The following is a 24,403-nucleotide window of genomic DNA, read 5'->3' as shown; positions in this document are numbered from 1 at the left end:
TCCGCCCCGAGGGGGCCCCGCTCGGGTGTCGCTGCCATCAGTGCGCCCCTTCTTCCGTCCACAACGGTACGAACTCGCGCGGCGCGGGCGGCGGCACCAGGCCCGCGAGCACACGTCGGTCGATCCCGATCCTCGGCGGCCCGGCCGACTCCGGGGGTTCGGTCTCGGCGAACTCCTCCGCCAACTCGGCCGGATCGGGCCCGGGCCGCTCGGGTCGGTGGGTGAGCAGTTCGGCCGCCAGCCGCCCGGCCGGGTCGGTCAGCGCCTCCTCGGCCGCGTTCACCTCGGCCGGCGCGAGCACCCTCCCGTGCACCGGGAATCGGTCGGCGCTGCGGGTGATCCGCTGTCGCCGCTTGCGCACCTGTGCCTTGATCGCCGCCCGGCCGGTCAGATCCGGATCCAGATCCAGGATCTGGAAGGCGGTGCCCCGGTAGGGGTTCCGGCCGGCCTGCCAGGCCCAGGGGTTCTCCCGGGCGCCCTCGCTCGCGGTGGGTTCCATCGGCACTCAACTCCATGCGGGGCCGTGCCCCGTGGCCAGGGACAACACGACGCCGCGCAGCGCGTTGACGATCTCGGGTTTGTCCGCGTCCGGGTCGGCGGCCACCTCGTCGGCGAGCCGGCGGGCGGTGGCCAGGTCCTCCGGCTGCGGCGCGTGCAGGTTGATCAGTACGCGGGCCATGAACAGCCGTCCCCACGGCCCGGGCGCGGACATCGCCAGCGCCCGGCGCAGCGCGTCCCGCACGTGTCCGTCCGGCAGCCCCTGGCGTTGTCGGGCGGTGGCGGCCAACGCCCATTCCTCGGCGGCCAGTTGCTCGACGTCGCGGTACATGCTCTTGAGCGCCAGGTCGCGGTCGAGTTCGAGGGCGCGCAGCAGGTGTCGGCCCGAGCGCAGCGTGGCCTGTTCCAGTACGGCGGGTTCGGTGGCCGGGCCGGACTCCAACTCGCGCACCACGATGCCGCGCCAGTATTCGTGCCGGGCCAGCTCGACCGCGAACGAGCCCTCCGGTGTGCCCACTTCGTCCCAGGCGGGCAGCACGAGCCGAGCCACCCGCTCGACCAGCGGCTCGATCTTGTGCGCCCACCCGGGCGCGGCCACCACGATCTCGATGTGGCGCCGGGTCGCGTACAGCAGGGCCCGGGCCGCCCCCGCGTTGCCGGGATCCACCGTGAGCCAGGAGGCGAGCAGTTCGACCACGTCGTCGTAGCGGCCCTCCTCGACGTCGCGCGACGCCTGGGCCAGCGCCTCGCGGACCAGGTCGGCCCGGGCGTTGGCGATCACCGACGGCGGGAAGCCGGACTCGCGGACCAGGTCCAGGTGTTCGCGCGCGGAAAGCGGGTCGCGCAGGCGCCGATCGGCGGCCAGGGTCAGGTGCGGGGCGAGCAGGTCGCGCGGCAGCCGCTCTCGGACCTCCTGGACGGTCGCCGCCGGCACCTGACTCCCGGCCACCGCCTCCAGGTGCTCGTGCATCCGGTCCCAGAAGGCGCTGTCGTGGTACAGCTCGGCCCAGTGCGCCAACGCCTTCTTCCAGTACGGGTGGGCCGCCTCGCTCTCGCCCGCCAGCTCCAGGTCGTAGGCGCGCGCGTGCAGCGCGACCGCGAGGTGGTGGGTGCGCCACGGCCCGCCGCCGGTGGTCCACAACTGCTCGGCCCGCGCGCTCCACGGCTGCGCGTCGGCGCCGGTGCCCAGGCTCGCGTACGCCTCGCCGTCCAACGGCCCGTCGCCCGCGCCGTGTTCGCGCAGCCGGGCGGCGAACGCGCGCAGTTCCGCGCGGTCAGTCATCGGCGCCCCCCACCACGAGCGCACCGGCCACCACCCGCACCCGGACCGCGCCGATCGGCCGGCCGGCCGCGTCGGCTTCGTCGAGCAGGCGCAGCACGCCCGGCACCACGGCGGTCACGCAGCGGTTGACGCCGCGTGCCGCCTCCTCCGGCCGGCCGCGCCAGGCGACGGTGGCGATGTGGTCGGCGGCCTCGTCGGTCCAGGTCAGCGCGACGCCGAGTTGCTCGCGCAGCCGCGCGGCGAGTCGGGTCAGGCCGTTCTCCGCGATCCCGCGCAGTTCGGTGGGGCCGAACGGCGAGTAGAGGATCACCTCGTCGACCCGGTTGAGGAATTCGGGCCGGAAGAACCCCTCCATCGTGCGGCGCAGCCGGGCGCTCGCGGCGGTGTGCCCGGTGGCGCCCTCGGCCAGGATCGAGCCGATCAGGTTGTCCACGCTGTCCACGTCGTCCTCGACCGCTTCGGCGGCGGAGTGGGTCGCGCCGAGGTTGGTGGTCAGGATCACCACCGCGTCGTGCGCCTCGCGCACCGGGCCCGCCGGATCGCCGATCCGGCCCTCGTCGAGCAGGCGAAGGAGCGCGTCGAGCACCCGCGCGTCGGCCTTTTCCACCTCGTCGAACAGGAACACCCGGCGCGGATTGTCGCGCAGGCCGTTGGTGAGCTTGCCCTCGCCGAAGCCGACGTAGCCGGGCGGGGCGCCGATGAAGTTGTTGATCGACTCGCGCGCGCTGAACTGGCCCATCTCGAAGACCAGGACGTCGTCCTCGGACCCGTAGACGACCTCGGCGAGCAGCCGGGCGGTCATCGTCTTGCCGGAGCCGCTGGGGCCGCACAGGAGCAGTGCCGCGCGCGGCCGGTCGTCCGGGCGGAAGCCGCGGGTGAGCGAACGTTTGATGAGTTCGACGTGGAAGGCGAGCCGCTCGACCACGCTCTCCTGGCCGATCAGGCCCGCGCGCAGCCGGCGTACCGCCTCCTCGGGGGACATCGGGGTGCCGGCCCGGTCCGGTTCGGGCTCGGCGGGCTCGCGGTAGTAGGTGTCGGCGAAGCGGCGCAGCCGGTCCAGGTCCAGGCCGATGTCGCGGAAGAATCCGGCCGCCAGGCCGCTGGGGGTGTCCAGGAGCGCGGCGAGCAGGTCGCGTTCGGTGATCCGGGCGCCGGTGTCCGGGTCGGGGTCGGGGCCGCTCGCGGCGAACGTCGCCGCGCGGCGCAGGGTCTGCCGCAGCGGCTCGTCGGGGGTGATCGGGCCGGTGCCCGCCGGGCCGCGGACCCGGGCGCCGGTCAGCGCGATGGTCTGTTCGCGCAGCGCCCGTACGTCCCGGCGCAGGAACAGGAAGGCCTGTTCCAGGAGTCCGCCCGGGGTGGTGGCCAGCGCGTGCAGCAGCATCGCGATGCCGCACTGTCGCCGGCCGAGCCCGCTCGCCTCGGCGACCATCATCGCCAGCACCCGCCGGGCGCCCGGGGCGAACGCGGCCTCGTCGATCGACCCGTCGGCCCGGCACACCTCCGCCGCCGGGCGTGCCGCGGCCACCTCGGCCCGCCAGGCGTCGAGGTCCACCCGGCCGTAGCCGACGAGCAGGTCCACCGCGCCCGGTTCCAGGCGCGGCAACAACTCCGCGAGCAGCGCACGTTCGTCGACGTAGCCGGTGTCCGCCGCGGCGGCGAAGCCGGCCCGCAGGTCGGCGGTGACCGGCAGGCCGCCGAGCGCGCCCGCGCCGCCCCGGCCGTTGCCGCTCGCTCCGGCGGCCGGTCCGCCGCCGCCGAGCAGGCCGGCCGCGAGCACGTCCGGCGGGATGCCCTGGCGGGCGAACAGGCCGCAGGCGCGCCCGCCGTCGATCCGGGCCAGGGCGATCAGCGTGTGGGCGACCTCGATCGTGTGCGCGCCGAGCTCGCGGGCCACCGCCGAGGCGGTCTCGAACCGGCGGGTGGCCACCAGCAGCCCGCTGTCGAACACCTGCTCCGGCACCCCGAGGATGTCCGTGTCCACGTCGCCTTCTCCCCCGCCTCGCCGTTTCGATCGCACCCGGTCGGATCACGCCTCGTCGCCGGCGAGCAGCCGCTCGGCCAGGTCCGCCCGGGCCCGGGCCGCCTCGGGCCGTCCCGCGCCCAGGTCCCGTACGCCCAAGGCCAGTATTCGGTACGCGGCGGTCGTCGCGATCGCCCGGCCGAGTCGTCCCTCGCGCAGTTCCGCCGGCGACGCCTCGAGCAGCGCGGCGGCCAGTTCCGGGTCGGCGCGGGTGACCCGGTGCAGCACCAGGCCCGGGCCCAGCGGCGTACGGCGCACCCAGCCCGCGCCGTAGCGCCGGAGCAGGTCGCGCGCGGCGCCGCACACCATCGAGTCGTCGCCCTCCAGCGTGCCGAGCAGCAGCCGCGCGGGCCAGGTGTCGGCGTAGGGCTCGTCGACCACGTGCGGCCCGTGCCCGGCGTCGTCGGGGCCGGCGCCGCCCGTCGCGTCGCCGCCCGAAGTCCCACCGGGCTCCGAGGCCCCGCCCGCGCCCGACAGCCCCCGCCGCAGCAGCCGCACCGCGCCCGCGTCGTCGCCGCGCTCCAGCAGATCCGCCGCCGCGACCACCAGGGCCGCCGCCGTCCCGGGCCGCGTCCCGGCCGCCGCCCCGCCGTCCCGCGCCGCGACGGCGGCCCGGTGCAGCTCGCGATACTCGGCGTGGTCCGGATCGAGCATCGCGGCCTCGTACAGATACCGGACCGCCCGTTCCGGGTCGCCGCCGGTCAGCTCCCGATGCCCCTCGACGGCGAGCCGATGGGCCAGGCGCGGCGCGGCGGCGGCACAGCCCTGCTCGAAGGCGAGCCGGAAGCACGTGCGCGCCGCGGCCTCGGCACCGCGCGCCGCGGCCCGGTCGCCGATCACGCACACCCATTCGGCCCGCGTACCCGGCGCACCGGGCGGCGCGACCACCGGCAGCAGCCGCCACAGGTCGTGGTCGGGGTGCCGGGCCGGCTGCTCGAAGCGCTCCTCCAGACAGTCCAGGACCCGGTTGGTGGCGGCGACCCGCCAGCGCCGGACGGGCGCGCGCGGGTCCAGACCGCCGAGCACGTCGAGCAGCGCGCGCTCCAGCGGGCGCGGTCCGGCCTCCAGCGCCTTCTCCAGCGTGGTCCAGGTCTCCGCGAAGTCGCTGCCGGGCTGGACCACCCACCAGCGCAGCACCGCGTCGATCGCGCGGGCGTAGTGGCCCCGGGGGTCGCGCCCGAGCACGTCGGCGAGCATGCGCGCGGCGGTCTCCGGCTGCTGGGTGGCCACGGCCTGGATCTGGCTCTCGATCAGTCCCCGGTTGCGGACCACCTCGGCGTCGGAGGCGTTGGCCAGGAAGTCCCGCATCGCGACGAGTCGAGGCTCCACCTCGCCCTCCCGATGCGTGGCCATCCGGAACGCCCGCACCGCCCCGGCATCCGACATGGCGTCTCCCCCGCGAACACGACCACCCGACTGCGCCGGTCGTGACGACGTACAAGCAGCCGACGTACAAGCAGCACGGTACCCGGCCGCACCGGCCCAGGGAGGACACCGGGCGAACCCGTCCTCGTAACGTGATCGTCACCGATGGTGAGACCACGGCCCAGCCAAACCCGGGTGAGAGCGACCCCGAACATCGGGTAGTATTTCTCTCGCAGCAAGCGCCGCTAGCTCAGTTGGTTAGAGCAGCTGACTCTTAATCAGCGGGTCCGGGGTTCGAGTCCCTGGCGGCGCACAGCGGCAACACCGAGAAGGACCCACCGGTTTCCGGCGGGTCCTTCTCGCGTGTGCCGAGCCCGGCGCCCCGGCTCGGATCCCCGGCTCGGTACAACACCCGGCAACTCGGCTCGACGCCCCGAGCCGGCCGCCCGCGTCGGCGCTCGACCCATCACCGCCCCAGGTAGTCCTCCAGCAGCGCCGGGGTCAGCCCCGCCGCACGCGTCTCGTCGACGAACGACCGGATGTCGGCCCGGAATTCCTTGCGGAAGTGCATCAACACGATGTCGCCCGGACGGAGTTCGTCGCCGACGGCGAATCGCATGTCGCCGTTGCGGATTTCCGCGCTCCAGTGCACGACCCGCCCGATGCCGCAATCCCCCGCCGCCCGCATGGTGTTCTCGTCGTGGTTTCCGTACGGCGGACGCAACAGCGTGGGCCGGCGGCCGAATTCGCGGGCGTAGTCGTCGGACGTCGCGCAGATCTGATTCTTCTGCACGTCGTACGGCTTGCCCTTCAGGTCGGGGTGGTCGAGGGTGTGGTTCTCGATCACGCCGCCCGTCTCGTCGCGCAGTTTCCGGAAGAAGCCCGGGTCCTGCTTCACATACTCGTCGGTCAGGAACAACGTCGGTTTGATGCCCGCCTCGCGCAGCAGCCGGATCATCTCCGGGTCCTTGTACGCGCCGTCGTCGATGGTCAGGAAGGCAACCCTGTCCTGTGTCGGGACCCGGTACAGCGGCTTGATCGGCGCCGACTCGTGCGCGGGGATCGGCTTGGCGGCGATCTGCGCGGTCGGCGGCGCGACCTTGGCGGCCTGCGGCGACTTCTGCGTCAGCGGGTCCGCCTCGGTGGCGACGAAGGTGGTCACGGCCATCGCGACGAGCAGCGGCACGGCCAGGAACGCGCTCCGCCGCAGGGTGCGGTCGCGCCGGCTCTCGGGGGTGTCGAGGGGTCCGAACGGGCCGAAGGCATCGCGGTTGTCCGAAGTGCCCGGAGTACCCGGAGTGCCGGGATCGTTGGCGAAGGTCATGTCAGGGACGGTATGCGGCGGCGCCCATCCGGTTGATCGCGTCGTCGTTGCGGCCGACCGTCGGTCGTCCGTAGATCATGTAACAACCCTCGACGGGTAGGATCGGTCGGATGTCGGTGAAACGTGGCTTTCCACTGATTCTGTTGCTGTTTGCCCTGATCACGGGGTGCGCGGTGGACTCCGGTGTGCGCGTCGCGGGCAAGCCGGAACCGGTGGGGATCCCGCTCGCACCGCCGCCCTCCGGGGCGGGCCTGAGCATCGATCCGGTCCGGGTGCTGCGGGAGGACGCGGGGATCGGCGTCAAGATCAAGGCGGTGCTCACCCCGTCCTGTGGCACGTCCTACCCGGTGAACGCGCAGTATCTGAACGCGCCGGGAGTGCCCGGGACACCTCTGCCCATCGCGGTGGTGTCGGTGTTCCACTGCGGGCCCGAGACCTGCACGATGCGCCGGGACGTCGCCGCGTACGTGTACCGGCTCTTCGAGGACGGGCACACCGAACGGGTGTTCGCCTCGGAGGAGCCGGGGAGTCGGATCGAGGTCGCAAAGCAGATGTTGATCCTCCAACTGCCGGCGTACCGGGCCAACGAGCCGGCGATCTGCCCCTTCGGCGAGCACGGGGTCGGATTGCGGTGGGATGGTGCGCAGTTCGTCGAGAACGAGGTCGGAAAGGGTGTGTCGTGAGCAAACCGCACGTGCTCGTCGTGGAGGACGACGAGGTCATCCGCGAGGCGACGCAACTCAACCTGGAACGGGACGGGTTCCGGGTGAGCACCGCCGCCGACGGCGAGGCCGGGCTCGCCGCGTTTCGCGCCGAGCGGCCGGACGTGGCGCTGCTCGACGTGATGTTGCCGCTGATGAACGGGATCAGCCTGTGCCGGCGGATCCGGGCGGAGAGCCTGATCCCGGTGATCATGGTGTCCGCGCGCGACGACCCGATCGACATCGTGGTCGGTCTGGAGGCGGGCGCCGACGACTACGTGACCAAGCCGTTCGACACCGTGGTGCTGCTCGCCCGGATCCGGGCGCTGCTGCGCCGCGCGCAGCGCACCGCCGGTCCGGGCGAGGAGCCGGGGCCGCTGCGCTTCGGCGACCTGGAGATCGACCCGGACGGCGTGCAGGTGCGCCGGTCCGGCGAGTTGCTCGCGCTGACCCCGACCGAGATGAAGCTGCTGCTGCGCTTCGCCGAGTCGCCGGGCACGGTGCTCAGTCGGGACACCCTGCTCGAAGGGGTCTGGGAGTACGCCTGGGGTGGGGATACCCGGGTCGTGGACGTGCACGTCCAGCGGCTGCGCAACAAGGTGGGCCCGGGCCGGATCGAGACGGTTCGCGGCTTCGGCTACAAGCTGCGTCCGGGACCCGTCGGGTGAGTCTGCGCTGGCGGATCTCGGCGGTGGTCACGGTGGTCAGCGTGGCGGTCGCCGTCGCGCTGAGTCTGACCGTGCACTTCGCCTTCGCCTACAAGCAGGCGGACGAGGCGCGCAAACTGCAGATCGACCGGATCGACCTGGCCCTGCGCGAGTACGTCCGGACCGGACAGCCGACCTTCGGCAGCCGGTTGGACGACCCGCGGGTACCGGCGGCGCTGCGCCAGGCGGTGCGCGACGGCGACCGGGCCACCGAGTTGTCCGAGGGCCGGATCTGGGCGGCGGTCGGGGTGGACGGGCACATCCTGTCGCTGCGCTCCAGCTATCGGGACCGGACCAGCGACCTGGCCTCGCTCGACCGGGTGCTGATCATCGGCGCGGCCGGTGTGGTGGTGTGCGGGTCCGGAGTGGGCGTGCTGATCGGGGCGCGGCTGTCGCGTCGGCTGCGGCGGGCCGCCGACGCGGCTCGGCGGGTCACCGCGGGCGAGCGGTCGATCCGGGTGCGGGCGGCGATCGGCGGCAGCGGTCGGGACGAGGCGGCGGAGTTGGCCACGGCGGTGGACGCGATGGCCGATGCGTTGCAGGCGCGGCTCGACGCGGAGCGCCGGGTCACCGCCGACATCGCGCACGAGTTGCGCACGCCGCTGACCGGACTGAGCGCCGCGGCCGATCTGTTGCCCGCGGATCGGCCGGGCGAGCTGGTCCGCGATCGGGTCCGGGCGCTGCGGTCGCTGGTGGAGGACGTGCTGGAGGTGGCCCGGCTGGACACCGCGACCCAGCGGGCCGACCTGACCGAGGTACCGCTGGGCGCGTTCGCCGCCCGGCGGGTGGCCGCGCTCGCGCCCGCCGCCGAGTTGCGGGTGATCGGGGACGAGGTGGTGGTCACCGACCCGAGGCGGCTGGAGCGGATCCTGGCCAACCTGCTGACCAACGCGACCAAGCACGGGCTCGCGCCGGTGGTGGTGGAGGTGGACGGGCCGCGGATCCGGGTCGTGGACGCGGGGCCGGGCTTTCCGGCGACGCTGTTGCGGGAGGGGCCCAGCCGCTTTCGGAAGGGCACCGACGACCGGGCGGCCGGCGGGCACGGTCTGGGCCTGACCATCGCGATGGGCCAGGCGGCGGTGCTGGGGGCGTCCCTGACGCTGAGCAATCCGGAGGCGGGCGGCGCGATGGCCGAACTCACGCTGCCTTCGGGGGCGTCGGCGGCGGGGTGAGTGACGGGTTCCGGTCCGGCCCGGTCGATGAAGAAAGGGGTGCCTCGTGGGTGATGTGGTCGGATTGGTGTTGGCGGCCGGGGGTGGGCGGCGGCTCGGGGGGCGGGCCAAGGCCCGGTTGGTGCATCGGGGGCGACCGCTGGTGGAGTTCGCGGTCGCCGAGTCGCGCCGCGGCGGGTGCGACCGGGTCGTGGTGGTACTCGGCGCGGAGGCCGACGCGGTGCTCGCCGAGGCCGAGTTGACCGGCTGTGTCGTGGTGCGCAACGACGACTGGGCGAGCGGGATGGGCTCCTCGCTCGCCGCCGGGGTCGCCGCGCTGCCCGGCGACGCCGACGCCGTCGTGGTCACCCTCGTGGACATGCCCGGCGTGGGCGCGGCGGCGGTGGCCCGGTTGATCGCCGCGCACGCCGCGCCGGAGGACCTGATCGCGGCGGCCTACGCGGGTCGGCGCGGCCATCCCGTCCTGTTCGGGCGCGCCTGGTGGGCCGAGTTGGCGGCCGGGGCCGAGGGGGACGCCGGTGCCCGGGCGCTGCTCGCCGAGCAGCGGGATCGGGTTCGGCTGATCGAGTGCGCCGACATCGCCGACCCGTTCGACATCGACACGCCCGCCGACCTGGCCCGGCTGGACCCCTGACCCTGATCGACGAAGGACCCGAGCCGCCGGGGGCTCGGGTCCTCGCGTGCTCTTGATACCCGCGCGCCCGCGACGCGCGTCCGACCGCACGCGCGGGCCTCGGTCCATGCCGCCGGCGGGATTCCCGTACCACCGACCGCCGGGATCGCTCCCGACCACGCCGGTTACGCCTGGTTGAAGAACCCGTCCTGGTTCTGCTGCGTCGGGTCGCCCGTGAGCAGCCGCGCGTCGGCCGGCATCAGCAGGAAGACCCGCTTCGCCAACCGCTCGATCGCCCCGCGGCGGCCGAAGGTCAGCCCCGACGCGAAGTCGACGACACGCTTGGCGTCGGACTCGTCCATCGCGGTCAGGTCGATCACGACCGGGATGTCCTGCCGGAAGTACTCGCCTATCGCTCTTGCCTCGTGGTAGCTCTTCGGGTGCACGACGGCGATCCGGGTGCTCGGCTGCGCCGGCGCCTCCGAAGCGGCCGCGCGCGCGGCGAACACTTCGGACGCCGGCACCACGCTGCCCTCCAGGGCGCGCGAACGCGACTCCTCGGGCTCGTCGTCGTAGACCCAGCGCGACCCCGTGTCGTCGTCGTCCGCGTCGTATGTCCCGGTCTCGTAGGCACCCGCGCCGGTGCGGTAAAGGTCGTCGTCCACGTCCCCCGAACCGATCCCGAGCCACGAGCCGGCCTTGCGCAATGCGCCCATGGGCACCTCCGCGTCCGGTCGTCCCGGCCCCGTCCGGGTTATCTCGTCATCCTCCACTCGACCGAACTGTATGCGAGTGCCGGGTCCGGCGCGTCGAACGACGCGCCTATAAACGGACAGATCATCCAACCGACCTCGAACGGGCGTACCCAGTGCGGCTTCTGACGCTATTTGAGATCTTTATCCGCGTATTCCGAAGCGAACCGCATCGAAAGTGCACCCGATCCGTTCGAACACGATATCTCGAACTGGTGTGCGAACAGCGGAATATGCCCGCCGAATGAACCCGAATGGTCCACAGGTGCATACCTCTACCGGTGGACCGGGGGCAGGTCGCAGACTCGGATGCGACATCTTCGGAGGTGAGCATGGATTCGCCTTTCCGCATCGTGCGGCCCCCTCGTCCGCTCGAAGAGCCGTATCCCTCCCGTGCCCGGATCAACGAACAGGTCGGCGCCGTCTGGGAATGGGGGATGCGCGAGGATCCCGCCGCGGCCGTCCGGCTCTACCACCAACTCGGCGACGTCGCCGCCCGGGTGCTCGGCGGCACCGACCGGGACACGCTCAACGTGCGCCGCGCATACGCGCACTTCGTCGGGATCGACGGCGATCCGCGGCGCGCCGCCCATTTGTTGGCCGGGCTGATCCCGGTGGCGGGACAGGCGCTCGGTCCCGGCGACTGGGTCACCCTCGACATGCGGCTGTGCCACGCCCGGTTCATCGGCGAGGGCGGCGAGCCGCCACGCGCGACGACGTTGTTCACCCAGTTGGTCGCGGACATGACCCGCGCGCTGGGCGCCGAGGCGGAGAGCACGCTGACCGCGCGCAGCTACCTGGCCCGCTTCACCGGGGAGTGCGGGGCTCCGCTCCGCGCGGCGGAGATGTACGGCGCGCTCGCGATCGACTCGATCCGAATCCTGGGCGCCGACTGCCTGGAGTCGCTGGTCGCCCGGGCGGGCCACGCCGTCAACCGCGGCCTGGCCGGCCACCGCGGCGAGGCACTGGCCCTGTACGACCCACTGGTCGCCGACTTCGCCCGGGTGTTGGGCCCGGACCATCCGGAAACCCGCCAGACCCAGACCTGGCAGCGATATTTCCGAGGGGGAAACGGCTGAATCCGGTGGGGGGCCGTCGACTAAAGTGGCCGGCCGACACGACCGGAACGGGGACACGGTAGTCATGGAAGCACTGCGCGACGGGGATCCGACGCGGCTGGGGCCGTATCGGCTGCGCGGCCGGCTGGGCGAGGGCGGGATGGGCGAGGTCTTCCTCGGCACGTCTCCGAGCGGCGTCCGGGTGGCGGTCAAGACCGTGCGTCCGGAGTTCGCGATGGACCACGGTTTCCGGGATCGGTTCCGGCGCGAGATAGACCTGGCGCGGCGGGTGGACAGCGCCTGGACCGCGCCGATCGCCGAGGCCGATCCGGACGCGCAACCGCCGTGGTTGGCCACCGAATACCTGACCGGGCTCTCGTTGTCCGAGGCGATCAAGACGTACGGCCCGCTGCCCGAGGGCGCGTTGCGCATCATGGGCGCGCAGTTGGCCGAGGCGCTGATGGCGATCCACCGCGCGGGCCTGATCCATCGCGATCTCAAGCCGTCCAACGTGATCCTCGGGCGGGATCGGCTGCGGGTGATCGACTTCGGCATATCCCGGGCGGCGGACGAGGGCGGCCAGGGGCTGACCGGGACGGGTCGGGTGGTCGGGTCGCCGTCGTTCATGTCGCCGGAACAGGCGGGCGGGCGGCGGCTCGGGCCGGAGAGCGACGTGTTCTCGCTGGGTTCGGTGCTGGTCTTCGCGGCCACCGGGCGGGGTCCGTTTCACGTGGAACCTCCGGTGGCGCAACTGCAGATGATGATGCGGGTGTTGCGCGACGCGCCCGCGCTGGCGGAAGTGCCTGACGGACTGCGGGACTTGATCCGGCACTGCCTGGACAAGGAACCCGAGGCGCGACCGGCGCCGGCCGAGATCCTGGCCCGCTTCATGGGCGACTCCGAACCGCCGATGGGCACTTCGTGGTTGCCGGCGGCGCTCGCGGCCGAGTTGGAGCGGCGGCATCTGGGCGATCCGGGGGTGCCGGGTCCGGTGGTGGGCGTCTCCACGGGCGAACCTCCCACCCGCGCGGTGGGGTTGGGCATGGACGCGGGTACGCCGACGACGGTCGCCGTGGCGGTGTCCGAGCTGCCGGGCGAACGGCCCGTCGCGCCGCCGCCACCGGACCTGCCGCCGACCGTCGGCGTACCCGAACCGGCGCCCGGCAAGCGGGGGTTGGTCCGGCGTGCGTTCCTGATCGGCGGCGGCGCGGTGGCCGTGACCGCGGTGGGCGGCGGCGCGGGCTGGTTGTTGATGGGCGACGACGCGGATCCGGGCCGGCGGGTGTGGTCGTATCCGGCGGGCGCCGGCGGCGGTTCGTCGCTGTGCGTGCAGGGCGATCTGGTGTACCACGTCGCCGATGGCGCGGGCGGTGGCAAGGGCCAGGTCACCGCGATCGACGCGGAATCCGGGCAAAAGGTCTGGCGCAGGGCCACCGCGGGCAACTCGGTGTCCGCGCCGCTGGCGACCAAGGACCACCTGTTCGTCGTCTCCTGGACGGTGGACCGCGCGGCCTCGGTGGTGGAGCAGTCCCAGCCGGCCCTGTGCACGGTGCACGCGTTCGACCCGGTCAAGGGCGAACCGCGGTGGAGCCTGGAGTACAAGGCCCGCTGGGTGAACCTGCCGGCCGCCCTGGACCGGGGCCTGCTGTACCTGGGTGTCGCCGAGGAGAACTCCTACAGCAGCGGACCCGGGATGATCGTCGCGATCGACGCGGCCACCCACCGTGAGGTGTGGAGGGCGGGGCTGACGGCGGATTCCGGCTTGCCGGGGACGCCGACGTTCGGGAGCGACATGGTGGTCGCCTTCGCCCAGCCCAAGGCGTCCTACAACCCCTCGGCGGTCCGCGCCTTCGACCGGTCCGGCAAGCCGAAGTGGGAGGTCCCGTTCAAGAGCCGGCCGTGGGGGCGCGATCCGGTGATCGTCGGCGACCGGGTGATCACGGTGGTGACCGACAGTTCCAGCGCGGGCGTGTACACCTGGCAGCGATACGCGCTCGACGCGGGCACCGGGGCGGTGTTGTGGGGGCCCATCCCGGTCGGCGGTGGTCAGTCCTGTTCGCTCACCGTGGCCGGCGACCACGTCTTCCTGGTCTACGACGGAGCCACCGACGAGGCCAAGTCGGGTGTGGTGGCGGTGGACCCACTCACGGGTTCGCAGGTGTGGAAGTTCGAGATGGAGGCCCGGAACGCGAGCGAGATCACCCGGGTGGGCGACGTGGTCTACGTCGCGTGTCACCCGTCCAAGCCGCAGGCGGGCGTGACGCCGAGCGCGACCACGACCGCAGGCCCGACGCCCACGAACCCGCCGGCCACGTCGGTGTACAAGGGCATGGTCTACGCGGTGGAGGCGAGTACGGGCGTGGTGCGGTGGTCGGCCGAGATGCCCTCGTACGGTGCGCTGGAGGCCCCCGTCGTCGCGGGCGACAAGGTCTACGTGGCGATGGACGCCGCCAAGCGGGACGCCCCAGGCAACGACGCGGCCCAGTTGCTGGCCCTGCACACGAAATCAGGCAAGATCGCCTGGAAGGCCCCCCTCCCCTCCCCGGTCTCATCCCGCCCGGTGGCAGCAAAGGGCAACGTATACATCGCCCAGTGGCTCCGACCGGACGAGGGCAACCCGAACGCCTCGGTAATCGCGTACGAGCAGTAGCACCGAGCCGGCCCCGGATCGGCACCCCGGTCGGCAAACGCACGACCCAGCGCAACACACCCCGTCCGCCGCAGGCGGCCCGCGAGCGAATCCCCCGTCGCCGGCAGGCGCGTGCGCGTGGACACATGATTGGGCGCGCAGCGGGAACGGGAAGGCCGGTTGCGGTATCCGGTCGGCCGTTCGGCCGCCGACTCCCGCCTCCGGTCCCCGGCTTCCGGTGGCCGCGGGTCGTGGGCGTCGGCTGCTCCGTATCGGGTGCCCGGGGTTTCGCGACAAACACCCCTACTCCCCGAGACGAGGAAGCATGGCCGAGTTGGGACCCGTCGACGCGATCGTGTTGGGTTTTCCGGGTCAGCGGCTGACGTCGGCCGTACTCGACGCGTTCGAGTCGGTCGAGGAGCGCGGCGATGTCCGGTTGATCGACGCGCTGATCGTGGTCAAGGACGTCGCGGGGGTGGTGAGCAGCCACGAGGTCAGCGAGTTCGAGGGGCTGCGCGACATGGCGGCGGAGCTGGCCGCGCGCGAGCTGCTGGGCTTGGCCGGCGCCGAGGACGCCGAGCAGATCGGGCAGGTGATGCCGCCGGATTCGCTGGTCGTGGTGCTGTTCGTGGAGAACATCTGGGCCCGCGAGGTGGCAACCCGGATCCGCGATTCGGGCGGCCGATTGCTCTCGTACACCCGCCTGCCGCAGTCCGTCCTGGACGACGCGGAGGAGACCCTGGCGAGCAGCACCGACGGCGGCTGAGCCCGGCGGGCCGACGGAAACGAATCGATTTCCGGAGGGTAAAGCAGGGCAAAGTCCTGCAACCCGCCCCACCGGTTGGACGTCTCAGCCGATGCAAGGGCACATCCCCCAGCACGTGGAGGTCGAGATGACCACCAGCATTCGCCGTACTGCCGTCGTCGCGGTAACCGCAGGACTCCTGCTCACCGGCGGCCTCGCGGCCCCGGCACTCGCCGCGGAGGCATCGCCGCCCGGCAGCCATCAGGCGGCCCGTCAAATCGGCGTCGTGGAGAAGGTGACAGCCTTCTACGACCAGTATCTGGACGCGATCAACGGCACCAACCCCAACATGGACCCGACCGAGGTCCGCAACGAATTCCTCACCCCCGAACTCAACGCCCGCCTGGACGCCTGGGCCGAGCAGAACATGGCCGACCCGGTCTTCCGCGCCCAGAACACCCCGGAGAGCCGCGACGTGCGCTACGAGGGCAGCGGCGCCGGCCACGCGACGGTCATCGTCACCGAGCACTTCGGCGACGGCTCGACCATCGACGTCTGGTACCAGGTCCCGCTCGACGGCAGCCGCATCTCGGACCTGAAGGATGCACCGCAGTAGGCGAGAGCCGATTCACAACACGCGGGGAGGGCCGAGGCGGTGTCTCGGCCCTCCCTCCCCCTTTACCGCTCAGGCGGACTCGGTGGGCAGCCCGGCGCCGACCCAGTCCTCGATGCCCTCGGCGTACTTGCGCACGTTCGTGTACCCGAGGTGCGTCAGCCGATCGGCCACCTGGCCGCTGTTCGGGCAGGCCGGGTTCGAGCAGTAGGTGACGATCGCGGCGTCGCGGTCCGGCAGCAGCGTCGGCGCAAGGGCATCCACGTCGTCCCGAACCAGGGCAACGGCCCCCGGCAGGTGTTGCTTGGCCCAGTACTCCCCACCGAGCGCGTCGACGACGGTCACGCCGCCGCCGGCGATCTCGGCGCGCAGTTCGTCCCGGGTGATGAGTGCGGTCATGGCGATGCCTCCACCTCACAGAGAATCGGACTAGAGTCCGCTTATGCCTGAAGACATTAACGGACCGCAGTCCGCTTCTGCAATCACGGTGGACCTGGACCTGCTCCGCACTCCACCCCCCAAGGAACGCGCCGACGCGGCCCGCAACCGCGCCGCCATCCTGGAAGCCGCCGCGAAGCTCTTCGCCGAACACGGCGTGGCCGCGGTCTCGATGGACCAGATCGCCACGGAAGCCGGCGTAGGCAAGGGCACCCTGTTCCGCCGCTTCGGCGACAAGTCGGGCCTGGCCACAGCCCTCCTGGACGCAAGGGAACGCGCTCTACAGGAGGCCATCCTCAGCGGCCCACCCCCACTGGGCCCAGGAGCCCCGGCGGAGCAACGCCTCACGGCATTCCTCAACGCCTATCTGGACTACCTCCTGGAACACCTCGACCTGATCCGCATGTCGGAGACCTCGACCCCGGGCGCCCGCTACCGAATCGGCGCCTACCGCTTCTGGCACCGCCACGTGGCAATCCTGCTTCCCCCGAAAACCCCCGACCCGGACTACACGTCCCACGCCCTATTGGCCCCACTGTCCGCCGAACACGTAACGGCCCTACTCCCGGAACTCGGCCCGACCCGCGTCCGCGAGGGCGTCCTCCACCTGGCCGAATCAACAACCCGAACCCCGACCCGCTGAGTGTCCGAAGACCCGCCCCCGGGAAGGAATCGCCTCATGGTGGAACTACCCGCGGACACCCGCCGAATGATCGAAACGCCACACATCTGGTATGTGGCAACGATCAACAAGGACGGATCCCCCCACGTCAGCCCGATGTGGCTGGGCCTCGACGGCGACCTGCCCCTGATCAACACCGCGATCGGCCGCATCAAGGAACAAAACCTGCGCCGCGACCCGCGCATATGCCTTTCCCTGGCAGACCCGGCGAACCCTTACGACCGCGTACAAATCCGCGGCCACGCCGCGCACTTCATCCAGGGCCCCAAGGCAGACCAAAACATGGACAGGCTGGCTCACGCCTACGTGGGCACCGACCACTACGAATGGCGAGTCCCCGGCGAAGAACGGGTGCTCATCCTGATCGAACCCACCAAAGTCCGCCGCGTGGTCGGAGTCGAACCCTTCCCCGGAGGAACCCCGGGTTCGACCACCCCATAGGCCGGAGACGAGCCACAAAGAGAACAACCGGCGGTAGCCCGGCGCCTGCCTCCGGGAAGCTCCGGTCATGGGGACTCGCCCGCTGTCGTCGAGGGCGGCGCGGGGGCGGGGGCCGGTTCGTCCGGCTGGGGGAGCAGCATCTCCGGGGTCAGGACGCATTCGTCGCGGATGCCTCGGGCGACCACCATCGTGCTGCCGATCGAGCCGGTGACATGTTGGGGGTCCAGGTCGGTGGCCAGGAACCACGAGGTGGGGCCGGCGGTGCCCGGGGACCAGCCGCAGCAGCCGGATGCCCAGTCGTGGTGGACCAGTTCGGCGACCAGGCCGAGGCCCCGGCCGTGGTCGAAGCGGCGAGGTGGGGCGAGTTGAGGCCCGTAGCCATATGGCGTCCAAGTCGGGCGCGGGACCACCTCGCGGATCCCGATGTAGACGACGGGGGCGAACTCCCACTCGCCGCCGTCGATTTGCACCAACTGGGCTTTGATCCCGACGATCAGCCACTCCGCCTCCGAGCGCAGCGCAGCGTCCGCGACCAGCTCGGAGGCCATCAGCACCAGGCTCTCGCGTGATTCGTCGAGCAGTCGAAGCTCGTCGCTCACCCGCCCGACGGTCGCCCGCACCTCGCGAGCCGATTCCGGCGCGACGGGTACGGGCTTGGCAATGGCGATCTCGCTCATCGCCGCCGCTCCGCCGAGCCGTCGACGCCGTCCAAGGCCCGGGTCAGATAGGCGTGCAACAGCTCCGCCCCCACGCCGTCGAGCCGCAACGCGGTCTCCCCGACGGCCTCGCCCCGAGCCCCCTCCCGCAGCACCAGCGGCACCGTGATCAGGCCACTCCCCTGGTCCCGCACCGGCCGACAGCCGGCTTTGACAGTGGTGAATCGCGTTTCGGACATGCCTGTCTACATCCCTTCCGCACCAGATACACCCCGGTTGCACGAGTGTGCACCTTCGTCACGGTCAGATGCAATCTACTCACAGAATGCAATTGCATCTCTGCTCGACAGACAGTGACCCTGTCGCCACACTTGCGCCGTGAAGACATCAAGCCCTGTGGTCCGCCGCCGACGCCTCGGACTCGAACTGCGCGCTATCCGTGAGTCCGTCGGCCTCAAGGGCGAGGAAGCAGCGAAGCGTCTGACCTGGTCGAACTCCAAGCTGTCCCGCATCGAGACGGGGCGGACCACGCCGACGGCGGCAGATGTGACGAAGCTGCTCGACCTCTACGACGTCACGGACACCGCCCGGCGCGAAGAGTTGGCGGTGCTCACCCGCGAAGCCCGAAAGAAGGGGTGGTGGCAGCTCTACAGCGAGGTGCCCTACTCGACCTACATCGGCTTGGAAGCCGAGGCCGCGCAGATGCATACGTATCAGCACGTAATCCCGGGCCTCTTCCAAACCGAGCACTATGCCGAGGCGATCAACCGCGCCACCACGATCGGGTTGACCGAGGAGATGCTTGAACAGCGGCTCGAAGTGCGCCTGACCCGCCAGCGAATCCTGACGCGACCGGCACCGCTGGAGGTTCGTGCCGTATTGGACGAAGCCGCGATCCGCCGCGAGGTGGGCGGCCGTGACGTGATGCGGGAGCAGCTTCGGCGATTGCTTGACGTCGCAGACCTGGAGAACGTCATCATGCAGGTCATCCCGTTCTCAGCGGGCGCCCACTTTGGGACACTGGTCGGGCCGTTCGTCATCTTGAGCTACTCGCACCCCTCCGACCCCGACATCGTCTACGTCGAAGGGAACACCGGAGATCCCTATCCGGACCGTACGGGCGAGGTTGAGCACTACAGAGTGATGTTCGACCATCTGAGGGCTGCCACGTTGAGCGTTGCGAAGACGCAGGACCTGATCCGGAAACTATCGAGGGAACTATGAGCGCGCAGCGGCACCACAGAGCATCGGCAAAGGGTCTGGATGCATGGCGAACCTCCAGCCACAGCCAGGGCAATGGTGAGTGCGTCGAGGTCGCTCCCACGGTGAGTGGGGCGGCGGTCAGAGACAGCAAAGACCGCGCAGCGGGTATCGTCCGCGCGGACCACGGCGCTTGGGCGGCGCTCGTCGCCGGAATCCGGCGCTGACGCGGGCACCGGAACTCAGCGAATGGCCATGACGGAAGGAACCGCTTGCCAGGCTTGCTCGTGGGGGATTTCCGTGCCGGGGGTGTGGCCGGCTTCGAGGTGGGTCAGGACGGATTCGATGTAGTGGCTTTGGCCGTCCGTGCGCATCGGGGCGATCTTCGCGGCGGCGAATTTGCGGATCGTGCTTGCGTCGGCGGCGGTCCACAGGCGGTCCGTGGCCAGGGCCAGGCGGGTGAGGACGTACTCGAACGTCGCGTGGGAGAACTGGAGTTCCGAGCCCGCCGGCGGTTCCAGCGTGGGATGGGCGGTGAAGCCGCGGAGTTTGACCAGGGCGTCGGGCTCCGGGACGAAGCGGCCCTCCTCCGGGGGTTCGAGGGCTTCCAGGTAGGCCAGGCCGTTGCGCAGCCGCTGGGTGACGCCCTGCTCCGTGCGCTCCGAGACGCAGCGGCCGACGAGTTCGGCGCCGTTGAGGGCCAGGTGCGCGGCGGCGAGGTACTGGGCCTGCGCCACCAACGACCCGGCCGCCGACACGAATTCGCGCAGGACGCCGGCGGTGTGGAGGTACTTGCAGGCGTAGGGCGATATCCCGTAGCGCGCGGAGGCCGGTGCCCAGACCTCGGCCTCACCGCGCGGCAGGGCGTGTCGGGTACGTCGGATCGATGGCTTCATGGCCCCATGGGTACCGCCGCCCCCGACCCTCGGACAACCGGATTTCGCCGCCGGATCACTCCGCCGCCGACTCGGCCGCAAAGTGGTGGGAGAGAAGGGGGATCGCCGCCAGGGACACCGCCAGGGTCCCGGCGCCCGCCAGTTGCAGGGCTCCCGTACCGCCCAGGGCGGTCGCCGCAGGACCGCCCAACGCGGCGCCCGTCAGGTTGGCGGCGTTCAGGCCGGCACTGGACGTGGCGAAGGCCCGGCCCCGGGTCTCGGGTGGGACGCGGGCGTGGATCAGGTTGCGAATGGCCAGGTTGGCCAGCACGTTGGCCACGCCCATCAGGACGAACATGGCCACGGCGACCGCGAACATCGCCGCCGTGGCGCTGATCAGCAGGCACCCGCCGGACAACATCCCGGCACCGATCAGCACCGCCGGCTGCCGCCCCACCGGGATTCGCCCGGCCAACAACGCCGCAGCCAGCAACATCCCGACCATGTGCGCGCTGACCAACCAGCCGTAGCCCGTGTCGTCGGCGCCCAGGTCGTCCCGCACGAAGAACACCCGCGCCACATTCAGGATGGCGGTGAACACGACCGCCACCGCAAGGGTCGGGATCGCCACCCGCAACACCCGATCACCGCCGAGCACACCGATCCCCTCACGCACCTGCGCCGGCCACCCCGGCCGGTCCCGCACGCCCGACACCGGCTCGCGCCGGATCCGCAGCGCCACAAACGCCGCCGACATGACCGCGTAGGACACGACGTTCCCGAGCAGGACCACCCGATCACCGACCCCGGCGACCGCAAGCCCGGCCGCCGCCGGACCCGCCACATTGCCGACCGAGCGAAACGTCTCCATCCGCGCATAGCCCCGCGCCGCGCCCTCGTCCCCCACGATCTCCGGCACGAGCAGTTGCAACGTCGGCGACACCACCGCCAACCCGGCCCCGAGCAAGGCCAGCAGCACGATGACGCCCACCACATTCGTGGTGACCACCAACCCCAGCGCCACCACCGCCTGAAGCCCGGTCACAACGACCACCAAACGACCGCTCTCCACCCGGTCCACCAGCGGCGCGGCCAACGGTCCCACCACCACGATCGGCAACACGCTCGCCACCACCAGGGCCGAGATCACCGCGCCCGACCGCCCCTGATCGTGTAATCGCAGAATCAGGACGACCATCGCCATCTGGTCCCCCATCGCGGACACCCCGTAGGCCGCCGCCACCACGGACAGCACGACTTCGCGATTCCGGCTCATCCACGGATCCTGCCCACCGCCACCGACGCCCGCACCGTCCGAACCGCCACCGCGGCCCCCGATGCCCGCAGCGCCGCGGCCCCGCACCACCGCCCACCCGCACGCCGGCGTGTTGCGGCCGGAAGGGATTAACCCTTCCCGCACACGATGTTGTCCGAGTGATCACGAATGATCACCACCATCGCCGACAGGAGCTGACGACATGGCGGAGCGCGCACACATCGGTGTCACCGGACTGGCCGTGATGGGCCGCAACCTGGCCCGCAACTTCGCCCGACACGGGCACACCGTCGCCGTGCACAACCGGACCTCGGCCAAGACCCGGGCCCTGGTCGACGAGTTCGGCCACGAGGGCGACTTCCTACCCGCCGACACCGCCGAGGAGTTCGTCGCCCTCCTCGAACCGCCCCGCCGCCTGGTGATCATGGTCAAGGCCGGTGCCCCCACCGACGCGGTGATCGAGGAGTTCGCCGCGCTCCTCGAACCCGGCGACATGATCGTCGACGGCGGCAACGCGCACTTCGCGGACACCCGCCGCCGTGAGGCCGCGCTGCGCGAGCGCGGGATCCACTTCGTCGGCACCGGCATCTCCGGCGGCGAGGAGGGCGCGCTGCTCGGCCCGAGCATCATGCCGGGCGGCTCCCCCGAGTCGTACGCGGCGCTCGGCCCGATCCTGGAGGACATCGCCGCGAAGGTCGACGGCGTCCCCTGTTGCACGCACATCGGCCCGGACGGCGCCGGTCACTTCGTCAAGATGGTGCACAACGGCATCGAGTACGCCGACATGCAGCTGATCGCCGAGGCATACGACCTGCTCGGCCGCGCCGCCGGGTTGCGGCCGGCCGAGATCGCCGAGGTGTTCAAGGGCTGGAACTCCGGCCGCCTGGAGTCGTACCTGATCGAGATCACCGCCGACGTACTCGCCCATACCGACGCGGACACCGGCCTGCCGTTCGTCGACGTGGTCCAGGACCGCGCCGAGCAGAAGGGCACCGGGCGCTGGACCGTACAGACCGCGCTGGACCTGGGGGTTCCGGTCAGCGGCATCGCCGAGGCGGTGTTCGCCCGCTCGCTGTCCGGCCACACCGACATCCGCGCGGCGGGCCGGGGCCTGCCCGGACCGACGCCCACCACGCTCGACGCGCAGGCCGCGGCGCGCTTCGCCGACGACGTCGAGCAGGCGCTGTACGCGTCCAAGATCGTGGCGTATGCCCAGGGCATCCACCAGATCGAGGCGGGCAGCACCGAGTACGACTGGGCGATCGACCCGGGCAAGGTCGCCGAGATCTGGCGCGGCGGCTGCATCATCCGGGCCCGCTTCCTGGACCGGATCCGCGAGGCGTACGACTCCCCGCAGCGGCCCGATTCGCTGCTGAGCGCCGACTACTTCCGCGACGCGCTCGCCGGTGCCCAGGACGCGTGGCGCCGCGTGGTCGCCGCGTCCGCCGAACTGGGCATCCCCGCACCGGGGTTCGCCGCCGCCCTCGCCTACTACGACGGCCTGCGCTCGCCGCGTCTGCCCGCCGCGCTGATCCAGGCCCAGCGCGACTTCTTCGGCGCGCACACCTACCGCCGGGTGGACCGCGACGGCTCCTTCCACATCGAGTGGTCCCGCGACCGCACGGAACACGCGGTCTGACCGAGGTCGGCGAACCCGGCGGGGGCGCCCACCCCGTCCCCGCCGGAAATCCTCACTCCCAACGCCCCGCCAACAACCGCGTCATCGCGCCCGTCAACGACCCGCGCAACTGCCGCCGCACCGGCGGCGGCAGATGGCGCAGCCACAGGTGCGCCGCCCGATCGCCCATCAACCCCACGCACAGCAGCGGATCCTCGAACAAAAACCCGGGGGCGTGCCAGCTCATGCACGCGTCCGGATCGGGGTCCACGGCCGGCACGTGCCGGATGCCCACGGCCGCGAGCGCCGATGCGCAGATCAGACAACACGCGTTGGCGGCGTTCTTGAACTCGCCCGTCTCCAGCGGCAGTCCGAGCATCCGGGCCTGATGCAGGCAGTCCATCTCGGCGTGTAGTCCACGCTTGGCCGAGCCCTCGAAGATCCGCCGACCGAAGCTCATCACACAGTCGGCCTCGCCCCGCGCCGGCAGTCCCCGTCCGGACGACTCGACTCGCTCGGCGGCGGTCCGCACCCACCCGACCCACTCGCCGGCGATCTTCGGCACGATCATGTCCGCGGGCGGCATCTGCGTGCGGCCGCCGGCAACCTTCGGACAGTACTCGCAGTGCATGGCGCCTCCCCAAAGACGACACGCCGAAAGCTAGCGTGGGCGGGGTCGACGCCACCAGCACAAGACCGGCCGAAACCCAGCGAAAACCCACCGAAACGAATGCCGGGTACACATCGGGCGCACACGCCGGGCAAGAACGTCGGGAACAACGCCGGGGGCAATCACCGGGGACGGAACGCCGAGGAAAAACACCGTTGTGCGGCCGAAGGGACTCGAACCCTCATATCCTCTCGGACGGCAGGACCTAAACCTGCTGCGTCAACCAATTGCGCCACGGCCGCGTACGACCGGCCTTCGCGACGATGCCCCGAGGCCGACCAGGGCTCATGTTAGTGCCCCGAGCTGCGGCCGGCCGGCACATATCGACCGCGACCAACCGTCCGGCCGGCACTCGGAACACACCACACCACCCCGAAACCAACCATCGGCACCCGCCGGCTCAGCCGAGCAATCGCCCCGTCGCCCGCCGCGCCAACACCAGCGCCCCTTCGCGCGTGGTCCCACCCAGCCCCAGGACCGTTCGCGTACTCAGCCCCTCGAGCAGCGCCAACAACTCGGACGCCGCCACCACCGGATCGTCGACGGCGAGCACCCCCTTGGCCGCCCCCCGGGCCAGCACCGTCGCCAAGTCTCGCTGCCACCCGAGGTCGATCTCGTCCTGCGCGGCCAGGAGTTCCGCGTTGCCCGCCGTCCGGGCCCACAGCTCCACCCAGAGCATCCAGCGCGGATCGCGCGGGCCGACCGGCAGGTACAGGTCCAGGAACAGGTCCAACTTACGATCGGCGGCGACCCGGCGGGCGAGCAGCCGGGCGCGCTCCTCGGCCAGCCGGTCCTCGCTCCAGCGCAGCGCGGCCAGGAGCAGCTGATCCTTGCTGCCGAAGTAGTACAGGATGTGTCCGCCGCTGGTGCCCAGGCGCTCGGCCAGACCGGACATGGTCAGCGCGGCCAGGCCGTTCTCGGCGATCGCCGCGACGGCCTCCTCCAGCATCCGGTCCTGCGCGATCCGACCGTCGCGCCGCCTCGTGGCCACCACCGATACCGCCTCTCGACCGCGCGACCACCCCGCCCGCGCAAGGGCTCGACCCTACTCCCCCGACGCCGTGAACC

General features: G+C 71.6%; 26 protein-coding genes and 2 tRNA genes. 14 read left to right on the top strand and 14 right to left on the bottom strand.

The genetic code is table 11. The features are described 5' to 3' along the window. Positions 1-37 precede the first annotated feature (37 nt). The 4 genes from ACFXKZ_RS22885 to ACFXKZ_RS22870 are packed head-to-tail and all read right to left on the bottom strand — an operon-like array spanning position 38 to position 5,186. A complete protein-coding gene (locus tag ACFXKZ_RS22885; protein ID WP_380002777.1) occupies positions 38-499 on the bottom strand; it encodes a hypothetical protein in 462 nt (153 codons plus the stop codon). A 6-nt stretch (positions 500-505) separates the two neighbouring features. Next, positions 506-1,780 (bottom strand): hypothetical protein, encoded by a 1,275-nt coding sequence (locus tag ACFXKZ_RS22880; protein ID WP_380002776.1) that lies wholly within the window; start codon positions 1,778-1,780, stop codon positions 506-508. Beyond that, positions 1,773-3,761, bottom strand: a complete 1,989-nt coding sequence (locus tag ACFXKZ_RS22875) for an AAA family ATPase (protein WP_380002775.1) — start codon at positions 3,759-3,761, stop codon at positions 1,773-1,775. Before ACFXKZ_RS22875 ends, ACFXKZ_RS22880 begins: the two co-directional genes overlap by 8 nt. A gap of 45 nt (positions 3,762-3,806) precedes the next feature. Beyond that, complete coding sequence (locus tag ACFXKZ_RS22870; protein WP_380002774.1) at positions 3,807-5,186, bottom strand: hypothetical protein; 1,380 nt, start codon at positions 5,184-5,186, stop codon at positions 3,807-3,809. 218 nt (positions 5,187-5,404) lie between these two features. Here ACFXKZ_RS22870 and ACFXKZ_RS22865 point away from each other — a divergent pair. Next, positions 5,405-5,478: transfer RNA gene (locus ACFXKZ_RS22865), tRNA-Lys, on the top strand. A gap of 153 nt (positions 5,479-5,631) precedes the next feature. Here ACFXKZ_RS22865 and ACFXKZ_RS22860 read toward each other — a convergent pair. Further along, a complete protein-coding gene (locus ACFXKZ_RS22860) occupies positions 5,632-6,489 on the bottom strand; it encodes a polysaccharide deacetylase family protein (protein ID WP_380002773.1) in 858 nt (285 codons plus the stop codon). Between the two features lie 110 nt (positions 6,490-6,599). Here ACFXKZ_RS22860 and ACFXKZ_RS22855 point away from each other — a divergent pair, with 110 nt between their 5' ends. Genes ACFXKZ_RS22855 through ACFXKZ_RS22840 form a run of 4 tightly spaced genes read left to right on the top strand, consistent with a single transcriptional unit; the run spans position 6,600 to position 9,703 of the window. Continuing rightward, the gene (locus tag ACFXKZ_RS22855; RefSeq protein WP_380002772.1) at positions 6,600-7,172 is read left to right on the top strand and encodes a hypothetical protein; all 573 of its coding nucleotides are present in this window, start codon (positions 6,600-6,602) and stop codon (positions 7,170-7,172) included. Beyond that, on the top strand, positions 7,169-7,858 hold the full coding sequence (gene cseB, locus ACFXKZ_RS22850; protein ID WP_078977097.1) for a two-component system response regulator CseB: 690 nt from the start codon (positions 7,169-7,171) through the stop codon (positions 7,856-7,858). Before ACFXKZ_RS22855 ends, cseB begins: the two co-directional genes overlap by 4 nt. After that, positions 7,855-9,069, top strand: a complete 1,215-nt coding sequence (locus tag ACFXKZ_RS22845; RefSeq protein WP_380002771.1) for a sensor histidine kinase — start codon at positions 7,855-7,857, stop codon at positions 9,067-9,069. The genes cseB and ACFXKZ_RS22845 overlap by 4 nt, the downstream gene beginning before the upstream one ends. 46 nt (positions 9,070-9,115) lie before the next feature. Then, positions 9,116-9,703, top strand: coding sequence for an NTP transferase domain-containing protein (locus ACFXKZ_RS22840; RefSeq protein WP_380002770.1), 588 nt, complete (start codon positions 9,116-9,118; stop codon positions 9,701-9,703). A 164-nt stretch (positions 9,704-9,867) separates the two neighbouring features. On the opposite strand, the gene ACFXKZ_RS22835 is transcribed toward ACFXKZ_RS22840, so the two are convergent. Then, on the bottom strand, positions 9,868-10,398 hold the full coding sequence (locus ACFXKZ_RS22835) for a cell division protein SepF (protein WP_380002769.1): 531 nt from the start codon (positions 10,396-10,398) through the stop codon (positions 9,868-9,870). A 368-nt stretch (positions 10,399-10,766) separates the two neighbouring features. On the opposite strand from ACFXKZ_RS22835, the gene ACFXKZ_RS22830 reads away from it, so the two are divergent. From ACFXKZ_RS22830 to ACFXKZ_RS22815, 4 genes are all read left to right on the top strand, one after another. Then, positions 10,767-11,513: a hypothetical protein gene (locus ACFXKZ_RS22830; protein WP_380002768.1), complete on the top strand. Its 747-nt coding sequence runs from the start codon at positions 10,767-10,769 to the stop codon at positions 11,511-11,513. Between the two features lie 64 nt (positions 11,514-11,577). Then, positions 11,578-14,142, top strand: coding sequence for a serine/threonine-protein kinase (locus tag ACFXKZ_RS22825; protein WP_380002767.1), 2,565 nt, complete (start codon positions 11,578-11,580; stop codon positions 14,140-14,142). Between the two features lie 304 nt (positions 14,143-14,446). Next, on the top strand, positions 14,447-14,887 hold the full coding sequence (locus tag ACFXKZ_RS22820) for a DUF6325 family protein (RefSeq protein WP_380002766.1): 441 nt from the start codon (positions 14,447-14,449) through the stop codon (positions 14,885-14,887). A 127-nt stretch (positions 14,888-15,014) separates the two neighbouring features. Beyond that, positions 15,015-15,482, top strand: coding sequence for a hypothetical protein (locus ACFXKZ_RS22815; RefSeq protein WP_380002765.1), 468 nt, complete (start codon positions 15,015-15,017; stop codon positions 15,480-15,482). A gap of 69 nt (positions 15,483-15,551) precedes the next feature. Here ACFXKZ_RS22815 and ACFXKZ_RS22810 read toward each other — a convergent pair whose 3' ends face one another. Continuing rightward, positions 15,552-15,878 carry a rhodanese-like domain-containing protein gene (locus ACFXKZ_RS22810; RefSeq protein WP_380002764.1) on the bottom strand — a complete coding sequence of 109 codons (327 nt, stop codon included), beginning with the start codon at positions 15,876-15,878 and terminating at the stop codon, positions 15,552-15,554. Positions 15,879-15,921: 43 nt separating this feature from the next. Here ACFXKZ_RS22810 and ACFXKZ_RS22805 point away from each other — a divergent pair, with 43 nt between their 5' ends. Both ACFXKZ_RS22805 and ACFXKZ_RS22800 read left to right on the top strand, forming a co-directional pair. After that, positions 15,922-16,560: a TetR/AcrR family transcriptional regulator gene (locus ACFXKZ_RS22805; protein WP_380002763.1), complete on the top strand. Its 639-nt coding sequence runs from the start codon at positions 15,922-15,924 to the stop codon at positions 16,558-16,560. Positions 16,561-16,596: 36 nt separating this feature from the next. Continuing rightward, a complete protein-coding gene (locus ACFXKZ_RS22800; protein WP_380002762.1) occupies positions 16,597-17,040 on the top strand; it encodes a PPOX class F420-dependent oxidoreductase in 444 nt (147 codons plus the stop codon). Positions 17,041-17,105: 65 nt separating this feature from the next. On the opposite strand, the gene ACFXKZ_RS22795 is transcribed toward ACFXKZ_RS22800, so the two are convergent. Then, the gene (locus tag ACFXKZ_RS22795) at positions 17,106-17,717 is read right to left on the bottom strand and encodes a hypothetical protein (protein ID WP_380002761.1); all 612 of its coding nucleotides are present in this window, start codon (positions 17,715-17,717) and stop codon (positions 17,106-17,108) included. Beyond that, on the bottom strand, positions 17,714-17,935 hold the full coding sequence (locus tag ACFXKZ_RS22790) for a hypothetical protein (RefSeq protein ID WP_380002760.1): 222 nt from the start codon (positions 17,933-17,935) through the stop codon (positions 17,714-17,716). The genes ACFXKZ_RS22795 and ACFXKZ_RS22790 overlap by 4 nt, the downstream gene beginning before the upstream one ends. Positions 17,936-18,074: 139 nt before the next feature. Between ACFXKZ_RS22790 and ACFXKZ_RS22785 the strand changes: the two genes are divergently transcribed. Both ACFXKZ_RS22785 and ACFXKZ_RS22780 read left to right on the top strand, forming a co-directional pair. Beyond that, a complete protein-coding gene (locus tag ACFXKZ_RS22785; protein ID WP_380002759.1) occupies positions 18,075-18,920 on the top strand; it encodes a helix-turn-helix domain-containing protein in 846 nt (281 codons plus the stop codon). Next, positions 18,917-19,123 (top strand): DUF397 domain-containing protein, encoded by a 207-nt coding sequence (locus ACFXKZ_RS22780; protein WP_380002758.1) that lies wholly within the window; start codon positions 18,917-18,919, stop codon positions 19,121-19,123. Before ACFXKZ_RS22785 ends, ACFXKZ_RS22780 begins: the two co-directional genes overlap by 4 nt. Positions 19,124-19,138: 15 nt before the next feature. Here ACFXKZ_RS22780 and ACFXKZ_RS22775 read toward each other — a convergent pair whose 3' ends face one another. After that, on the bottom strand, positions 19,139-19,792 hold the full coding sequence (locus tag ACFXKZ_RS22775; RefSeq protein WP_380002757.1) for a hypothetical protein: 654 nt from the start codon (positions 19,790-19,792) through the stop codon (positions 19,139-19,141). Between the two features lie 55 nt (positions 19,793-19,847). Continuing rightward, positions 19,848-21,047, bottom strand: coding sequence for an MFS transporter (locus ACFXKZ_RS22770; RefSeq protein ID WP_380002756.1), 1,200 nt, complete (start codon positions 21,045-21,047; stop codon positions 19,848-19,850). A gap of 202 nt (positions 21,048-21,249) precedes the next feature. Between ACFXKZ_RS22770 and gndA the strand changes: the two genes are divergently transcribed. Beyond that, the gene (gene gndA, locus ACFXKZ_RS22765; RefSeq protein WP_380002754.1) at positions 21,250-22,686 is read left to right on the top strand and encodes an NADP-dependent phosphogluconate dehydrogenase; all 1,437 of its coding nucleotides are present in this window, start codon (positions 21,250-21,252) and stop codon (positions 22,684-22,686) included. A 52-nt stretch (positions 22,687-22,738) separates the two neighbouring features. Here the strand turns inward: gndA and ACFXKZ_RS22760 are convergent, their stop codons facing one another. The 3 genes from ACFXKZ_RS22760 to ACFXKZ_RS22750 all read right to left on the bottom strand — a co-directional run bounded on the left by ACFXKZ_RS22760 (position 22,739) and on the right by ACFXKZ_RS22750 (position 24,329). Beyond that, positions 22,739-23,296 carry a hypothetical protein gene (locus ACFXKZ_RS22760; RefSeq protein ID WP_380002753.1) on the bottom strand — a complete coding sequence of 186 codons (558 nt, stop codon included), beginning with the start codon at positions 23,294-23,296 and terminating at the stop codon, positions 22,739-22,741. Positions 23,297-23,493: 197 nt separating this feature from the next. Continuing rightward, positions 23,494-23,577, bottom strand: a tRNA-Leu gene (locus ACFXKZ_RS22755). A gap of 158 nt (positions 23,578-23,735) precedes the next feature. Continuing rightward, complete coding sequence (locus ACFXKZ_RS22750; protein ID WP_380002752.1) at positions 23,736-24,329, bottom strand: TetR/AcrR family transcriptional regulator; 594 nt, start codon at positions 24,327-24,329, stop codon at positions 23,736-23,738. Positions 24,330-24,403 lie beyond the last annotated feature (74 nt).

Source organism: Embleya sp. NPDC059237 (genome assembly GCF_042754105.1).
Lineage (GTDB): Bacteria > Actinomycetota > Actinomycetes > Streptomycetales > Streptomycetaceae > Embleya.
This window is presented reverse-complemented; position numbering and strand designations above follow the sequence as displayed.

Excerpts from the sequence above, each read along its gene's own strand:
- ACFXKZ_RS22885 (WP_380002777.1), bottom strand. The coding sequence starts at position 499 with ATGGAACCCACCGCGAGCGAGGGCGCCCGGGAGAACCCCTGGGCCTGG.
- ACFXKZ_RS22880 (WP_380002776.1), bottom strand. The coding sequence starts at position 1,780 with ATGACTGACCGCGCGGAACTGCGCGCGTTCGCCGCCCGGCTGCGCGAA.
- ACFXKZ_RS22870 (WP_380002774.1), bottom strand. The coding sequence starts at position 5,186 with ATGTCGGATGCCGGGGCGGTGCGGGCGTTCCGGATGGCCACGCATCGG.
- ACFXKZ_RS22860 (WP_380002773.1), bottom strand. The coding sequence starts at position 6,489 with ATGACCTTCGCCAACGATCCCGGCACTCCGGGTACTCCGGGCACTTCG.
- ACFXKZ_RS22855 (WP_380002772.1), top strand. The coding sequence starts at position 6,600 with ATGTCGGTGAAACGTGGCTTTCCACTGATTCTGTTGCTGTTTGCCCTG.
- ACFXKZ_RS22835 (WP_380002769.1), bottom strand. The coding sequence starts at position 10,398 with ATGGGCGCATTGCGCAAGGCCGGCTCGTGGCTCGGGATCGGTTCGGGG.
- ACFXKZ_RS22830 (WP_380002768.1), top strand. The coding sequence starts at position 10,767 with ATGGATTCGCCTTTCCGCATCGTGCGGCCCCCTCGTCCGCTCGAAGAG.
- ACFXKZ_RS22825 (WP_380002767.1), top strand. The coding sequence starts at position 11,578 with ATGGAAGCACTGCGCGACGGGGATCCGACGCGGCTGGGGCCGTATCGG.
- ACFXKZ_RS22820 (WP_380002766.1), top strand. The coding sequence starts at position 14,447 with ATGGCCGAGTTGGGACCCGTCGACGCGATCGTGTTGGGTTTTCCGGGT.
- ACFXKZ_RS22815 (WP_380002765.1), top strand. The coding sequence starts at position 15,015 with ATGACCACCAGCATTCGCCGTACTGCCGTCGTCGCGGTAACCGCAGGA.
- ACFXKZ_RS22810 (WP_380002764.1), bottom strand. The coding sequence starts at position 15,878 with ATGACCGCACTCATCACCCGGGACGAACTGCGCGCCGAGATCGCCGGC.
- ACFXKZ_RS22805 (WP_380002763.1), top strand. The coding sequence starts at position 15,922 with ATGCCTGAAGACATTAACGGACCGCAGTCCGCTTCTGCAATCACGGTG.
- ACFXKZ_RS22800 (WP_380002762.1), top strand. The coding sequence starts at position 16,597 with ATGGTGGAACTACCCGCGGACACCCGCCGAATGATCGAAACGCCACAC.
- ACFXKZ_RS22795 (WP_380002761.1), bottom strand. The coding sequence starts at position 17,717 with ATGAGCGAGATCGCCATTGCCAAGCCCGTACCCGTCGCGCCGGAATCG.
- ACFXKZ_RS22790 (WP_380002760.1), bottom strand. The coding sequence starts at position 17,935 with ATGTCCGAAACGCGATTCACCACTGTCAAAGCCGGCTGTCGGCCGGTG.
- ACFXKZ_RS22780 (WP_380002758.1), top strand. The coding sequence starts at position 18,917 with ATGAGCGCGCAGCGGCACCACAGAGCATCGGCAAAGGGTCTGGATGCA.
- ACFXKZ_RS22775 (WP_380002757.1), bottom strand. The coding sequence starts at position 19,792 with ATGAAGCCATCGATCCGACGTACCCGACACGCCCTGCCGCGCGGTGAG.
- ACFXKZ_RS22770 (WP_380002756.1), bottom strand. The coding sequence starts at position 21,047 with ATGAGCCGGAATCGCGAAGTCGTGCTGTCCGTGGTGGCGGCGGCCTAC.
- gndA (WP_380002754.1), top strand. The coding sequence starts at position 21,250 with ATGGCGGAGCGCGCACACATCGGTGTCACCGGACTGGCCGTGATGGGC.
- ACFXKZ_RS22760 (WP_380002753.1), bottom strand. The coding sequence starts at position 23,296 with ATGCACTGCGAGTACTGTCCGAAGGTTGCCGGCGGCCGCACGCAGATG.